Raw genomic sequence first — 13,416 nt, 5'->3', positions numbered from 1 at the left:
ACCTCATGGCACGTCGTCGCCAGCATGAAGAGCACGTAAACCATGAACGTTGGCTGGTTTCCTACGCCGACTTCATCACCTTGCTCTTTGCCTTTTTCGTGGTGATGTACTCCATCTCGTCGATCAACGAAGGCAAGTACAAGATCATCTCCGAAGCGCTGATCGGGGTCTTCACCGACTCCGACCGCGCGCTCAAGCCGATCCCGATCGGTGAAGAACGACCGAAGACTGTGACCCCGGCCAAGCCGCTGGTCAAAGACGCCGAACAGGTCGACGCTGGCATCGCCGGGGCCAGCGATCCGCTGAAAAGCATCGCCGATGACATCAGTGCCGCGTTCGGCGACCTGATCTCCTCGAACCAGATGACCGTGCGCGGCAACGAGCTGTGGGTCGAGATCGAACTCAACTCCAGCCTGTTGTTCGGCAGCGGTGATGCGATGCCGAGCGACATCGCGTTCAACATCATCGACAAGGTCGCGGCGATCCTCAAACCGTTCGACAACCCGATCCACGTCGAAGGCTTCACCGACGATCAGCCGATCCGCACCGCGCAGTACCCGACCAACTGGGAACTGTCCTCGGCGCGTTCGGCGAGCATCGTGCGCATGCTGGCGATGCAGGGCGTAAACCCTGGCCGTCTGGCCTCGGTGGGCTACGGCGAATTCCAGCCGGTGGCCAATAACGCCACCGCCGAAGGCCGGGCGAAAAACCGTCGCGTGGTGCTGGTGGTGTCGCGCAATCTCGATGTGCGCCGCAGCCTGACCGGCACCGGAACCGCCAATGCAACACCGGACGCCGCGTTGAAGCGTGCTGGCACACAAACTGCACCGACCCCGGTCAAGACGCCGGGACGCGAGAGTGCCGTCAATTCTCCGTCGCCCGCATTAATACGCTGAACCATGTCTCGGCCGAGTATCCCGGCCGGGAGGAACGATCTGAATGAGAGTCTGGGCAGTCGCCAATCAAAAGGGTGGTGTTGGTAAAACCACTTCTTCCATCGCTTTAGCCGGTTTGCTGGCAGAGGCGGGCAAGCGCGTGGTCGTGGTCGATCTCGACCCGCACGGCTCGATGACCAGCTATTTCGGTTACGACCCTGACAGCCTGGAACACAGCAACTACGACCTGTTTCTGCACAAGGGCACGGTGCCGCAAGGCTTGCCGGGTCAATTGCTGTTGTCGACCAGCGATGAACGTATTTCCCTGTTACCGTCGAGCACCGCACTGGCCACCCTAGAGCGCCAGTCACCGGGGCAGAGTGGCCTGGGCCTGGTGATCGCCAAGAGTCTGGCGCAGCTGTGGCAGGACTTCGATTACGCGATCATCGACAGCCCGCCGTTGCTCGGCGTGCTGATGGTCAACGCCCTGGCCGCCAGTCAGCAACTGGTGATCCCGGTGCAGACCGAACACCTGGCCGTCAAAGGCCTGGAGCGCATGGTCAACACCCTGGCGATGATCAACCGCTCACGCAAACAGGCGCTGCCGTTCAGCATCGTGCCGACCCTGTTCGACCGCCGCACCCAGGCGTCGATGGGCACCTTGCGCGTGCTGCGCGACAAATTCCCCGACGAGATCTGGCAGGGTTACATCCCGGTCGATACCCGTCTGCGCGACGCCAGTCGTGCCGGTGTCACCCCTTCGCAGTTCGACGGCAAGAGCCGTGGCGTGCTGGCTTACCGCGCACTGCTCAAGCATCTGCTGGCGCAGCAACTCGTTGCGCAGGTGGCTTGAGCATGAATCGGCCGATCAAGCTGACGTCGAAGCCGCAACTGGCGCTGCAGTCCTATCTGGACGGCTTGCTGCAGGAAGTGCCGGACGAGGTCGAGCAGGAAATCGCAGCGCCGGTCGAGGTGGTCGAGAACACCGCGGCACTCGATGAATTCCAGGCCGCTGTCCTTGAAGAGCAGGCCCGGGATGCGCAAAAAGCCGCCCGACCGGTCGCCCCGGTTGCAGCACCTGCCGCTGTGGTGGCCAAAGCGCCAGCGACTCTGATCAAAGAGCCTGAGCCGGTGCGCGTGATCTCGACGCTGGCACCGCTGCTGCAAACCCAACTTCTGCAAACGCCTCCGGTTCCGGCGGCGCCAGAGCCTGAAGCGCCTGCGCCAGCCCCGGTCGAACCGACCCTGGTTGCGCCGCTGGTCGAAGTGCATCTGCCGCCCAGCAACACGCCGCCACCGGTAGAGACTGATGGCCGGCCGGCCTGGGCTTCGGAAGCGTTCGAATGCCTGTTGTTCGACGTGGCCGGATTGACGCTGGCGGTGCCGCTGGTGTGCCTGGGTTCGATTTATTCGCTGGCCGGCCATGAGCTGACGCCGCTGTTCGGTCAGCCGGAATGGTTCCTCGGGATTCTGCCGAGCCAGGCCGGCAACCTGAAGGTGCTGGACACCGCACGCTGGGTCATGCCGGATCGCTATCGCGATGATTTCCGTCAGGGCCTGCAATACGTGATTTCGGTGCAGGGTTACGAGTGGGGCCTGGCGGTGCATCAGGTCAGTCGCTCGTTGCGTCTGGACCCGAATGAAATCAAATGGAGAAGTCAGCGGGGTCAGCGGCCATGGCTCGCCGGCACGGTGATTGAACACATGTGCGCCTTGCTCGATGTCTCCGCACTGGCCGAGTTGATCGCCAGCGGTGGGGCAAAGCACATGTCCGGCAGTAAGCCGAACCACAAACCGACATAAAAGACACGCGCCGGCCCTGAAGCCGGCGCACAGAACACACACCGCCAGGCGCGGTTTTTCGAGGGGCTAGGGTATGAACGACAAGGCTACGGCGGCAAAGGGTTCCGAAGATCCGATCCTGCAATGGGTGACCTTCAAGCTGGACAACGAAACCTACGGCATCAACGTGATGCGCGTTCAGGAAGTCCTGCGCTACACCGAGATCGCTCCGGTTCCGGGTGCGCCAAGCTACGTGCTGGGCATCATCAACCTGCGCGGCAACGTGGTGACCGTGATCGATACCCGTCAGCGCTTCGGCCTGATGAGCGGTGAGATCAGCGACAACACCCGTATCGTTATCATCGAAGCCGACAAGCAAGTGGTTGGCATCATGGTCGACAGCGTGGCTGAAGTGGTTTACCTGCGTCAGTCGGAAATCGAGACCGCACCGAACGTCGGTAACGAAGAGTCGGCCAAGTTCATCCAGGGCGTGTGCAACAAGAACAACGAGTTGCTGATCCTGGTCGAGCTGGACAAGATGATGAGCGAAGAAGAGTGGTCGGAACTGGAGAACATCTGATTGATTCTCGAGGTAGCGGTCATTGTCCTGTTCCTGTTCTGGGCAGGCACGCTGGCAATGTTTCTGGCGTACATCAAGGCGCAGCGGGTGATCGCTGCGCAACAGGCCCAGGGCGATGCGCTGCGTGATCAGCGCATCAAGGATCTGGCCAAGCGTGTCGACGATTACCAGAACGGCAACGTGCGCATGGGCGAAGCCCTGCACGAGCTGCGCGCGGTGGTCAGTCCGATCCCGGACAAACTCGCCCAGCTCGAACAGCGCGATCCTTCCAGCCTGTCGTTCGCCCAGGCGGCGAAACTTGTCGGGATGGGCGCAAGTGTCGATGAGCTGACCCAGTCCTGCGGGTTGACCCAGGCTGAGGCGGAGTTGATGCGCAAGCTGCACAAGAACTGATTTTTGCGTTGAGGCTGATGGCCTATTCGCGAGCAAGCCCGCTCCCACATTAGATCGGTGTACGCCGAACCAATGTGGGAGCGAGCTTGCTCGCGAAGGCGTCTTTGAAGTTTCAATAATCGTCGCCGCGTTCGGTGACGTCTTTTTCGACCATCGGCGCATCCGGGTTGTGTCCCGCCGGGAACTTGCCCTTGAGGTTCCAGGCAAACGCGATGATCTCGGCGATCGTGCGGTACAGCTCTTCCGGGATGCTGTCGCCCAGTTCCATCCGCGCCAGCAACTTCACCAGTTCGGCGTTTTCGTAGATCGGCACTTCACAGTCGCGGGCGATCCGCAGGATTTCTTCGGCCAGTTCTTCATCGCCCTTGGCGGTAAGGGTCGGGGCGTGGCTGCCGTCGTATTTGAGGGCGATGGCCTGGCGTGGAGCGGTGGTGTCATTCATGCGGTTTCGTCGACCCAGCGGTGTTCGAGGCGGGTTTGGATGCCTTGCGGCGGGGTGCCGAGGTGGCAGTCGAGATCGCCGACGTTCAGCCCGGAATCCAGCAGGCGCTGACGCAGGGCGGTCAGATTGCTTTCGATCAGGCTCGCGGTGTATGGCCGCTCGGCCCATAGCTGACTGGACAGGCTGCCGCTGATCAATTGCGCCTGAATCTGCATCGGCCCCAGCGGTTCCATGTCGAACGCCAGATCGACGCGCCAAAGCTGTTGTTTCGGCTCCCGCTCATCGCGGCGCTGCTCGTTCGCTTCCTGTTTCTCCGGCGCTTCTTCGCGCTGGAACTTGACCTGCAACGGCACGATGTCCTGCAGGTTGCGCATCGGGATTTCCAGTTGCCAGGTGCTGAGCAGACGACCGTCATCGGTGACGCCGGTCTGTTCCAGGCTCGACAGCTGATGACTTTGCAGGCGCGACACGGCGGCTGCGGCGAGGCGCAGCAAATGTTCCAGATCACCTTCACCTTCCAGACTTTGCAGCAGCCGGTCGGGCAACGGGAAACTGCTCGGCACTGGTTTCGCGCTGACCTGACCGAGCATGCCGAGGGCGTTGCGCACGAAGCTCGGCAGCGCCTGGGCCAGCGTGTTCGCGGCGATGATCGCGTTCAGGTTGGTGTTGCCCGGCAGGCCGGGGGTGAGCTGGGCGATCAGCTTGAGCAGATCGGCTTTCATGTCCGGGGCGAGCGTCGGGTTTTGCCCGGTCAGCAGTTTGGTCTCAAGGAACACGCCGCTGTTGGCCAGCGCCTGGGCCAGACCCTTTGGAGTGCTCAGTTGCTGCACATCCGGCAGATTGGCGAGCAATTTGTCCACGGCGGCGCGCAAATCCTGGGACGTCTGATCGGTGGCGGGGGGCAGGCTCTGGAGTATTTTCAGCAAGCCGTCGAGCGAGCCCTGACGGCTTTGCTGACTGACCAGTTGCTGGCTGACCGCCAGTTGTTCCTGGCGATTGCTCAGCGGCAGGAACTTCAGGGTCTGCGAGTCCTGCACCAGTGCCGACAGCAAGGTGCCGATACGCAACGGTTGCGGGCTGTCGATGCTCAGCGTGCTGCCGCTCAACGCGGTGTTGAGCAGGCTGACCATCGAGCGATAAACCGTCGGTTGCCCCGGCACCTGCGGCAAGACCTGAGCCGTTAGCACTTTGCCTTGCAGCAGTGTGCCGACCGGCAGTTGCGCGGTGTCGATGCGGGTGAGGGTGGCGACGCTACTGGCGATGGCCTGTTGCACGGTGATCGCCAGATTGCCCGCCGACGGCTGGGTGATCGCCAGGCTGGTGCCTTGGGGCAGCGGCAGATTGCTGGTCGCTTGCACGGTGGTCTGACGGCCGCTGTCCAGCGTCACCTTGAGCAGCAACTGAAAGGTCTGATCCGCCTGCTTGAGCGACAACACCTCGGCCTTGGCGCTCTGGCCGGCGGCAATCAGCCCGTCGACCGGCGTCAGCAACTTCAGCAGCTCACCCACCTGCGGGCGAACGGTCGCCGGGGTGGTGGGCGAGAGCGGGAGGATGTTCATTTCGCCTGTCATACGCGGACACAACCTGAGGAAAATGCACTCTGGAGAGAGGATGGCGACATGTATAATGCCGCCCGTCCTTCCATTCGTTCAAAAAACATAGCAATTGTTTGACGCAGCTCTCTGGATTGAGCCGTCATTGCATTTATGCTGCAACTCTTTAACGGCCGCGCCAGAGCCGACTTGAACCGTATAAGGCCCGTGAACCCTTGACCAGTCCTGTCCTGCAAACCGTTGCCCTCGCGTGTGAACGTGATCTCAGACTGCTCTTCGACAATCTCGAATTGAGACTGGCCAGTGGCGATATGGTGCAGATCAGCGGCCCCAACGGCAGCGGCAAGACCAGCCTGCTGCGTTTGCTGGCCGGTCTGATGCAGCCGACCGACGGTCAGGTGCTGCTCAACGGCAAGCCGCTGGGCGAGCAACGCAGCGAACTGGCGCGCAACCTGCTGTGGATCGGCCATGCCGCCGGGATCAAGGATCTGCTCACGCCGGAAGAAAACCTCGCCTGGCTCTGCGCCCTGCATCAACCCGCCGAACGCGACGCGATCTGGCAGGCACTGGCGGCGGTTGGATTGCGCGGTTTCGAGGATGTTCCCTGCCACAGTTTGTCCGCCGGCCAGCAGCGCCGCGTGGCACTGGCGCGGTTGTATCTGGACAGCCCGCCGTTGTGGATTCTCGACGAACCGTTCACTGCGCTGGACAAACAGGGCGTGGCACAGCTTGAAGAACACCTGGCCCGTCACTGCGAGAAAGGCGGCCTAGTGGTGCTCACCACGCACCACACCCTGAGCCGGATGCCGGCCGGTTATCGCGACATCGATCTGGGGAATTGGGCGGTATGAGTGTGTTCGGCCTGCTGGTTGCCCGTGAATCCCGACTGCTGTTCCGCCGCCCGGCGGAGCTGGCCAATCCGCTGATTTTCTTCGCCATCGTCATCGCGCTGTTCCCGCTGGCCGTCGGACCGGAAACTCAAGTATTGCAAAACTTGTCCCCGGGGTTAGTCTGGGTGGCGGCACTTTTGTCGGTCCTGCTCTCGCTGGACGGGCTTTTCCGCAGTGATTTCGAAGATGGCTCCCTTGAACAGTGGGTCCTTTCGCCGCACCCCCTGCCACTTCTGGTATTGGCCAAGGTGCTGGCACACTGGCTTTTTTCCGGGCTGGCACTGGTTTTGCTCTCGCCGTTACTGGCGTTGATGCTCGGGTTGCCGGCTGCGTGTCTGCCGGTATTGCTGCTTTCGTTGCTGCTGGGAACACCAGTGCTGAGCTTGCTCGGCGCGGTGGGCGCGGCGCTGACGGTCGGTCTGAAACGCGGTGGCCTGTTGCTGGCGCTGCTGATTCTGCCGTTGTACATCCCGGTGTTGATCCTGGGCAGTGGCGCCTTGCAGGCGGCATTGCAGGGGATGCCGGCGATTGGTTATCTGTTGTGGCTTGGTAGCCTGACCGCCCTGGCGATAACCCTGACACCTTTTGCAATAGCGGCTGGCCTGAAGATCAGCGTCGGCGAATAATGAGGTCTGGTTAAAATTTAACCAGCAAAGACCCTGAGACTGCTCACACTGATGAGCGGCACCCGTGATGGAAACAGTATGAACTGGACCTGGTTTCACAAGCTCGGCTCGCCCAAGTGGTTCTACGGCATCAGCAGCAAGTTCCTGCCGTGGTTGAGCATCGCAGCGTTGTTGCTGATCTGCGTTGGCGTCATCTGGGGCCTGGCCTTCGCGCCGCCGGACTATCAACAAGGCAACAGCTTTCGCATCATCTATATCCACGTACCCGCCGCGATGCTCGCTCAGTCGATCTACGTGATGCTGGCGGTGTGCGGTGTGGTCGGTCTGGTGTGGAAGATGAAACTGGCCGACGTCGCCCTGCAATGCGCCGCACCCATCGGCGCGTGGATGACCGCCGTGGCGCTGGTCACCGGGGCGATCTGGGGCAAGCCGACCTGGGGTTCGTGGTGGGTCTGGGACGCGCGGCTGACCTCGATGCTGATTCTGCTGTTTCTGTACTTCGGCGTAATTGCGCTGGGCAACGCTATCAGCAACCGCGACAGCGCCGCCAAGGCCTGCGCGGTGCTGGCCATCGTCGGCGTGATCAACATTCCGATCATCAAATACTCGGTGGAGTGGTGGAACACCCTGCACCAGGGCGCGACCTTCACCCTCACCGAAAAACCGGCGATGCCCGTAGAAATGTGGCTGCCGCTGCTGCTGACGGTGCTGGGTTTCTACTGTTTCTTCGGCGCCGTGCTGTTGCTGCGCATGCGCCTTGAAGTGCTCAAGCGCGAAGCCCGCGCCAGTTGGGTGAAAGAAGAAGTGCAGAACAGCCTGGAGGCCGCTCGATGAGTTTCGCGTCATTCGGCGACTTCCTCGCCATGGGCCATCACGGCCTGTATGTCTGGTCGGCCTACGGCATCTGTCTGGCGGTACTGATCCTCAACGTGGCGGCGCCGATCGCGGCCCGCAAGCGTTATCTGCAACAAGAGGCGCGTCGTCTGCGCCGGGAGAACGGCAAGTGAATCCGCTGCGTAAAAAGCGTCTGATCATCATCCTGGCAATTCTGGTCGGGGTCGGCGCTGCCGTCGGCCTGGCCCTGAGCGCCCTGCAGCAGAACATCAACCTGTTTTACACCCCGACCCAGATCGCCAACGGCGAAGCGCCGCAGGACACCCGCATCCGGGCCGGCGGCATGGTCGAGAAAGGTTCGCTGCAGCGCTCCACGGATTCGCTGGACGTCAAATTCGTGGTCACCGACTTCAACAAGTCCGTGACCATCACCTACCGCGGGATCCTGCCGGACCTGTTCCGCGAAGGGCAGGGCATCGTCGCGCTCGGCAAGCTCAACGCCGATGGCGTGGTGGTCGCCGATGAAGTGCTGGCCAAGCATGACGAGAAATACATGCCGCCGGAAGTGACCAAAGCCCTGAAGGATAGCGGTCAATCCGCGCCAACCCCTGCGAAGGAGGGTTGATCGATGACATCCACCATTTTCATTCCCGAGCTTGGCCATCTGGCCATGATTCTCGCGCTGTGTTTTGCGCTGGTGCAGGCCGTGGTGCCGTTGCTCGGTGCGTGGCGCGGCGACCGTCTGTGGATGGGCCTCGCCCAACCGGCGGCGTGGGGGCAGTTCGCGTTTCTGCTGTTCGCCTTCGGTTGCCTGACCTACGCCTTCATGACCGATGATTTCTCCGTGGCTTACGTCGCGATGAACTCCAACAGCGCGCTGCCGTGGTACTACAAATTCAGTGCGGTGTGGGGCGCCCACGAAGGGTCATTGCTGCTATGGGCGTTGATCCTCGGTGGCTGGACCTTCGCGGTGTCGGTGTTCTCTCGGCAGTTGCCGCAAGTGATGCTCGCTCGCGTGTTGGCAGTGATGGGCATGATCAGTACCGGTTTCCTGCTGTTCCTGATTCTGACCTCCAACCCGTTTTCGCGGATCCTGCCGCAGATTCCGGCCGACGGTCGTGACCTCAATCCGTTGCTGCAGGACATCGGTCTGATCGTCCATCCGCCGATGCTCTATATGGGCTACGTGGGTTTCTCGGTGGCGTTTGCTTTCGCCATCGCCGCACTGCTCGGCGGTCGTCTCGATGCGGCGTGGGCGCGTTGGTCGCGTCCGTGGACCATCGTCGCCTGGGCCTTTCTCGGTATCGGCATCACCCTCGGTTCGTGGTGGGCTTATTACGAACTCGGCTGGGGCGGCTGGTGGTTCTGGGACCCGGTGGAAAACGCCTCGTTCATGCCATGGCTGGTGGGCACGGCGCTGATTCACTCGCTGGCAGTCACCGAGAAACGTGGCGTGTTCAAGAGCTGGACGGTGTTGCTGGCGATTGCCGCGTTCTCCCTGAGCCTGCTCGGTACTTTCCTGGTGCGTTCCGGTGTGCTGACCTCGGTGCACGCGTTTGCTTCGGATCCCGAGCGTGGTGTGTTCATTCTGATCTTCCTGCTGTTCGTGGTCGGCGGTTCGCTGACCCTGTTTGCGCTGCGTGCGCCAGTGGTCAAGAGCCAGGTCGGTTTCAACTTGTGGTCGCGGGAAACCCTGCTGCTGGGCAACAACCTGGTGCTGGTGGTGGCGGCGTCGATGATCCTGCTCGGCACGCTGTATCCGCTGATTCTTGATGCGATCAGCGGCGCCAAACTGTCGGTCGGCCCGCCGTACTTCAACGCGCTGTTCATTCCGTTGATGGCGCTGTTAATGCTGGTGATGGCGGTCGGTGTGATCGTGCGCTGGAAAGACACCCCGGTGAAATGGCTGGTCAGTATGCTGACCCCGGTGCTGCTGGGCAGTGTTGCGCTGGCCGTGGTGGCCGGCGTCGCTTACGGCGATTTCAACTGGGCAGTGATTGCGACGTTCCTGCTCGCGGCCTGGGTGTTGCTGGCCGGTGTGCGCGACATCTTCGACAAGACTCGCCACAAAGGCCTGATCAAAGGCCTGCCGACCCTGACCCGCAGTTATTGGGGCATGCAGATCGCGCACCTTGGTATCGCCGTCTGCGCGCTGGGCGTGGTGTTGTCGAGTCAGAACAGCGCCGAGCGTGACCTGCGTCTGGCACCAGGCGAGTCGATGGACCTGGCCGGCTATCAGTTCGTGTTCGAAGGCGCCAAACATTTCGAAGGCCCGAACTTCACTTCCGACAAGGGCACCATCCGGGTGATCCGCAACGGTCAGGAAGTCAGCGTGCTGCACCCGGAAAAACGTCTGTACACCGTGCAGAACTCGGTGATGACCGAGGCCGGGATCGACGCCGGTTTCACCCGCGACCTCTACGTCGCCTTGGGCGAACCGCTGGGCGATGGCGCCTGGGCGGTGCGGGTGCATGTGAAGCCGTTCGTGCGCTGGATCTGGTTCGGCGGTCTGCTGACCGGTTTCGGTGGTCTGCTGGCGGCGCTGGATCGGCGTTACCGGGTCAAGGTCAAAGCCAAGGTGCGTGAAGCGCTGGGCATGGAAGGAGCTGCTGCATGAGACGTTGGTTGATGCTGGTGCCATTGGCGATTTTCCTGCTGGTGGCCGTATTCCTTTATCGCGGTCTGTACCTGGATCCGGCGGAGCTGCCGTCGGCGATGATCAACAAGCCGTTCCCGGAGTTTTCCCTGCCGGCGGTGCAGGGCGACAAGACCCTGACCCGCGCTGACATTCTCGGCAAACCGGCACTGGTCAACGTCTGGGGCACCTGGTGCATTTCCTGCCGGGTCGAGCACCCGGTGCTGAACAAACTCGCCGAGCGCGGCGTGGTGATCTACGGCATCAACTACAAGGACACCAACGCCGATGCGTTGAAGTGGCTGGCCGAGTTCCACAATCCGTATCAACTGGACATCCGCGACGACGAAGGCTCGCTGGGCCTGAACCTCGGTGTCTATGGCGCGCCGGAAACCTTCTTCATCGACGCCAAGGGCATCATCCGCGACAAGTACGTCGGCGTGATCGACGAGCAGGTCTGGCGGGAAAAACTGGCGGCCAAATATCAGGCGCTGGTCGATGAGGCCAAGCCATGAAGCGCTTTTTTGCTGCCATGGTGCTGGGCTTGAGCCTGGCCGGTGTGGCCCACGCGGCCATCGACACCTACGAGTTTGCCAAAGAAGGCGATCGCGAGCGTTTTCGCGAACTGACCAAGGAACTGCGCTGCCCCAAGTGCCAGAACCAGGACATTGCCGACTCCAATGCACCGATTGCCGCCGACCTGCGCAAAGAGATTTTCCGCATGCTCGGCGAGGGCAAGGACAATCAGCAGATCATCGACTTCATGGTTGATCGCTATGGTGATTTCGTCCGCTACAAACCGGCGCTCAATGCCAAGACCGCGTTGCTCTGGTTCGGCCCGGCCGGCCTGTTACTGGGCGGTTTCGTGGTGATTGCCGTGATCGTCCGCCGCCGTCGCGGGCAACGCGCCGAGACGCCGCAATCGCTGTCCCCTGAAGAGCGTCAGCGCCTCGACCAACTGTTGGATAAAAACCAAGAATGATTGATTTCTGGCTTGCCGCAGGGCTGTTGCTTCTGGTCGCCCTGAGTTTTCTGCTGATCCCCGTTCTGCGCGAACGTCGCGCCCAGCGTGAAGAGGATCGAACCGCTCTCAACGTCGCCCTGTATCAGGAACGCGTCGCCGAACTGCAATCGCAGCAGGCCGAAGGCGTACTCGATGCTGCGCAAATGGATAGCGGCCGTGCCGAAGCAGCCCGTGAGTTGCTGGCCGACACCGAAGTTGTGGCGCCGGCGCGGGTGTCGCGTCTGGGTAAGCCGCTGCCTTTGCTGGCGGCCGTGCTGGTGCCGGTGTTGGGCCTCGGTCTGTACCTGCACTTTGGCGCGAGCGACAAGGTCGAATTGACCCGCGAGTTCGCCCAGGCGCCGCAGTCGATGGAAGAGATGACCCAGCGTTTGGAGCGCGCAGTTGCCGCACAACCGGATTCGGCTGAAGGCGTGTATTTCCTCGGTCGCACCTACATGGCCCAGGATCGTCCGGCGGACGCGGCAAAGATGTTCGAACGCGCGGTCAATCTCGCCGGTCGTCAGCCGGAGCTGCTCGGTCAGTGGGCCCAGGCCCAATACTTCGCCGATAACAAAAAATGGTCGGACAAGGTTCAAGCCCTGACCGATGAAGCGCTGAAAGCCGATCCGAAAGAAGTCACCAGTCTCGGCCTGTTGGGCATCGCCGCGTTCGAAGGCGAGCGTTATCAGGAGGCCATCGACTACTGGAACCGTCTGCTGGCGCAACTGCCGCCGCAGGATAAATCCCGCGAGGCCCTGCAGGGCGGCATCACCCGCGCCACCGAGAAACTGCAAGCCAGCGGCGGCAAAGTCGCCCAGGCACCGGCGACGAAAGCGGCGGCGCTGTTGAAAGTGCGTGTGGATCTGGCCAGCGAGTTGAAAGCCAAGGTGCAACCGGGTGACAGCGTGTTCATTTTCGCCCGCGCCACTTCGGGCCCGCCGGCGCCGCTGGCGGCCAAGCGCCTGACCGTCGCCGACCTGCCGGTGACCGTCGAACTGGGCGATGCCGACGCGATGATGCCGCAATTGAAACTGTCGAACTTCCCCGAAGTCCAACTGGTTGCGCGCATCTCCCGTGCCGGTCAGCCGACCGCCGGTGAGTGGGTCGGCCGCAGCGGGCCTCTGGCCAGCAGCACCACCGCGCCGCAGACACTGACCATCGACAGCCCGGACAAATAGCCGGAACCAACAGGAACGCACCGCCATGAACGCCATCGCCCGAATCACAGTCCTCACACTGGCCCTGGGCTTGAGCGCATGTGCGGTGCAACGACCGGAGCCGAGCACCAGGCTGCCGCCGATCCCGCCGTCACAACCCAGCCCGACCCCGTCGACCAGCCCGACGCCGAGCAAGCCGGGCATTCCGGCCAAACCCGCCAAACCCGTCCCGCGCACCTCCGCCAGCTTCGCCCCGCCACCGGGCGGCAACAGCCACTGGGACCAGAAGCTGGGCGTGTATGTGCTCGACGACCAGACCAACACCTTCTACCGCCAGCGCACCTACTATCGCTGGAACAACGGCTGGAGCCGCTCGATCAGCCCCAACGGCCCGTGGGAAGAAACCAACATCCACGGCGTACCGGCGGGACTGGGCAAGCAGTTCGGGGAGTAATGAAAAACGGCGATCTCTGGATCGCCGTTTTGCTGTCTGGGGTGATGAACAATGCCTCACTCGTATCCAGTCCTTACCGCCTGAGCTCTCTCTGCGAGAAGCGCCATCGCCTGCTCGCTGGGCCAGTGCATCAAGCACATGCTGCAAAACAACCGAACGTCGTGCTGCGAATTTCCGTGCTTGAGTAAAGAT

General features: G+C 62.1%; 17 protein-coding genes. 15 read left to right on the top strand and 2 right to left on the bottom strand.

The features are described from left to right. Window positions 1-5 precede the first annotated feature (5 nt). The 5 genes from motD (at window position 6) to CAF63_RS00550 (ending at window position 3,630) form a co-directional block, all read left to right on the top strand. Complete coding sequence (gene motD, locus CAF63_RS00570; protein ID WP_085682977.1) at window positions 6-896, top strand: flagellar motor protein MotD; 891 nt, start codon at window positions 6-8, stop codon at window positions 894-896. 43 nt (window positions 897-939) lie between these two features. Further along, window positions 940-1,728, top strand: a complete 789-nt coding sequence (locus CAF63_RS00565) for a ParA family protein (RefSeq protein ID WP_085682976.1) — start codon at window positions 940-942, stop codon at window positions 1,726-1,728. 2 nt (window positions 1,729-1,730) lie between these two features. Continuing rightward, entirely contained in the window at window positions 1,731-2,678 is a 948-nt protein-coding gene (locus CAF63_RS00560; protein ID WP_085682975.1) for a CheW domain-containing protein, read from the top strand. A gap of 73 nt (window positions 2,679-2,751) precedes the next feature. Then, entirely contained in the window at window positions 2,752-3,237 is a 486-nt protein-coding gene (locus CAF63_RS00555; RefSeq protein ID WP_007959223.1) for a chemotaxis protein CheW, read from the top strand. Beyond that, complete coding sequence (locus CAF63_RS00550) at window positions 3,238-3,630, top strand: DUF2802 domain-containing protein (RefSeq protein ID WP_085682974.1); 393 nt, start codon at window positions 3,238-3,240, stop codon at window positions 3,628-3,630. A gap of 112 nt (window positions 3,631-3,742) precedes the next feature. Here the strand turns inward: CAF63_RS00550 and CAF63_RS00545 are convergent, their stop codons facing one another. Continuing rightward, window positions 3,743-4,072 (bottom strand): EscU/YscU/HrcU family type III secretion system export apparatus switch protein, encoded by a 330-nt coding sequence (locus CAF63_RS00545; RefSeq protein ID WP_007959228.1) that lies wholly within the window; start codon window positions 4,070-4,072, stop codon window positions 3,743-3,745. Next, window positions 4,069-5,643, bottom strand: a complete 1,575-nt coding sequence (locus CAF63_RS00540) for a flagellar hook-length control protein FliK (RefSeq protein ID WP_085682973.1) — start codon at window positions 5,641-5,643, stop codon at window positions 4,069-4,071. The genes CAF63_RS00545 and CAF63_RS00540 overlap by 4 nt, the downstream gene beginning before the upstream one ends. A 197-nt stretch (window positions 5,644-5,840) precedes the next feature. Here CAF63_RS00540 and ccmA point away from each other — a divergent pair, with 197 nt between their 5' ends. From ccmA to CAF63_RS00490, 10 genes are all read left to right on the top strand, one after another. Next, window positions 5,841-6,476 carry a cytochrome c biogenesis heme-transporting ATPase CcmA gene (gene ccmA, locus CAF63_RS00535; protein WP_085682972.1) on the top strand — a complete coding sequence of 212 codons (636 nt, stop codon included), beginning with the start codon at window positions 5,841-5,843 and terminating at the stop codon, window positions 6,474-6,476. Next, entirely contained in the window at window positions 6,473-7,141 is a 669-nt protein-coding gene (gene ccmB, locus CAF63_RS00530) for a heme exporter protein CcmB (protein ID WP_007959235.1), read from the top strand. Before ccmA ends, ccmB begins: the two co-directional genes overlap by 4 nt. A gap of 78 nt (window positions 7,142-7,219) precedes the next feature. Beyond that, complete coding sequence (gene ccmC, locus CAF63_RS00525) at window positions 7,220-7,975, top strand: heme ABC transporter permease (RefSeq protein ID WP_011333084.1); 756 nt, start codon at window positions 7,220-7,222, stop codon at window positions 7,973-7,975. Further along, on the top strand, window positions 7,972-8,148 hold the full coding sequence (gene ccmD / locus CAF63_RS00520; RefSeq protein ID WP_011333085.1) for a heme exporter protein CcmD: 177 nt from the start codon (window positions 7,972-7,974) through the stop codon (window positions 8,146-8,148). Before ccmC ends, ccmD begins: the two co-directional genes overlap by 4 nt. Continuing rightward, window positions 8,145-8,600 carry a cytochrome c maturation protein CcmE gene (gene ccmE, locus CAF63_RS00515; RefSeq protein WP_011333086.1) on the top strand — a complete coding sequence of 152 codons (456 nt, stop codon included), beginning with the start codon at window positions 8,145-8,147 and terminating at the stop codon, window positions 8,598-8,600. Before ccmD ends, ccmE begins: the two co-directional genes overlap by 4 nt. A gap of 3 nt (window positions 8,601-8,603) precedes the next feature. Next, window positions 8,604-10,592, top strand: a complete 1,989-nt coding sequence (locus CAF63_RS00510; RefSeq protein ID WP_085682971.1) for a heme lyase CcmF/NrfE family subunit — start codon at window positions 8,604-8,606, stop codon at window positions 10,590-10,592. Beyond that, window positions 10,589-11,125 (top strand): DsbE family thiol:disulfide interchange protein, encoded by a 537-nt coding sequence (locus tag CAF63_RS00505; protein WP_085611514.1) that lies wholly within the window; start codon window positions 10,589-10,591, stop codon window positions 11,123-11,125. Before CAF63_RS00510 ends, CAF63_RS00505 begins: the two co-directional genes overlap by 4 nt. Next, window positions 11,122-11,592, top strand: coding sequence for a cytochrome c-type biogenesis protein (locus tag CAF63_RS00500; protein ID WP_085682970.1), 471 nt, complete (start codon window positions 11,122-11,124; stop codon window positions 11,590-11,592). The genes CAF63_RS00505 and CAF63_RS00500 overlap by 4 nt, the downstream gene beginning before the upstream one ends. Next, window positions 11,589-12,791 (top strand): c-type cytochrome biogenesis protein CcmI, encoded by a 1,203-nt coding sequence (ccmI, locus tag CAF63_RS00495; protein ID WP_085682969.1) that lies wholly within the window; start codon window positions 11,589-11,591, stop codon window positions 12,789-12,791. Before CAF63_RS00500 ends, ccmI begins: the two co-directional genes overlap by 4 nt. Before the next feature lie 25 nt (window positions 12,792-12,816). Next, window positions 12,817-13,224, top strand: a complete 408-nt coding sequence (locus tag CAF63_RS00490) for a hypothetical protein (protein ID WP_085682968.1) — start codon at window positions 12,817-12,819, stop codon at window positions 13,222-13,224. Window positions 13,225-13,416: the final 192 nt, after the last annotated feature.

Source organism: Pseudomonas sp. B20(2017), from assembly GCF_002113125.1.
Classification (GTDB): domain Bacteria; phylum Pseudomonadota; class Gammaproteobacteria; order Pseudomonadales; family Pseudomonadaceae; genus Aquipseudomonas.
This window is presented reverse-complemented; position numbering and strand designations above follow the sequence as displayed.

Excerpts from the sequence above, each read along its gene's own strand:
- CAF63_RS00555 (WP_007959223.1), top strand. The coding sequence starts at position 2,752 with ATGAACGACAAGGCTACGGCGGCAAAGGGTTCCGAAGATCCGATCCTG.
- ccmC (WP_011333084.1), top strand. The coding sequence starts at position 7,220 with ATGAACTGGACCTGGTTTCACAAGCTCGGCTCGCCCAAGTGGTTCTAC.
- CAF63_RS00510 (WP_085682971.1), top strand. The coding sequence starts at position 8,604 with ATGACATCCACCATTTTCATTCCCGAGCTTGGCCATCTGGCCATGATT.
- CAF63_RS00545 (WP_007959228.1), bottom strand. The coding sequence starts at position 4,072 with ATGAATGACACCACCGCTCCACGCCAGGCCATCGCCCTCAAATACGAC.
- ccmD (WP_011333085.1), top strand. The coding sequence starts at position 7,972 with ATGAGTTTCGCGTCATTCGGCGACTTCCTCGCCATGGGCCATCACGGC.
- CAF63_RS00560 (WP_085682975.1), top strand. The coding sequence starts at position 1,731 with ATGAATCGGCCGATCAAGCTGACGTCGAAGCCGCAACTGGCGCTGCAG.
- CAF63_RS00505 (WP_085611514.1), top strand. The coding sequence starts at position 10,589 with ATGAGACGTTGGTTGATGCTGGTGCCATTGGCGATTTTCCTGCTGGTG.
- CAF63_RS00490 (WP_085682968.1), top strand. The coding sequence starts at position 12,817 with ATGAACGCCATCGCCCGAATCACAGTCCTCACACTGGCCCTGGGCTTG.
- CAF63_RS00540 (WP_085682973.1), bottom strand. The coding sequence starts at position 5,643 with ATGACAGGCGAAATGAACATCCTCCCGCTCTCGCCCACCACCCCGGCG.
- motD (WP_085682977.1), top strand. The coding sequence starts at position 6 with ATGGCACGTCGTCGCCAGCATGAAGAGCACGTAAACCATGAACGTTGG.
- ccmB (WP_007959235.1), top strand. The coding sequence starts at position 6,473 with ATGAGTGTGTTCGGCCTGCTGGTTGCCCGTGAATCCCGACTGCTGTTC.
- CAF63_RS00500 (WP_085682970.1), top strand. The coding sequence starts at position 11,122 with ATGAAGCGCTTTTTTGCTGCCATGGTGCTGGGCTTGAGCCTGGCCGGT.
- ccmI (WP_085682969.1), top strand. The coding sequence starts at position 11,589 with ATGATTGATTTCTGGCTTGCCGCAGGGCTGTTGCTTCTGGTCGCCCTG.
- CAF63_RS00565 (WP_085682976.1), top strand. The coding sequence starts at position 940 with ATGAGAGTCTGGGCAGTCGCCAATCAAAAGGGTGGTGTTGGTAAAACC.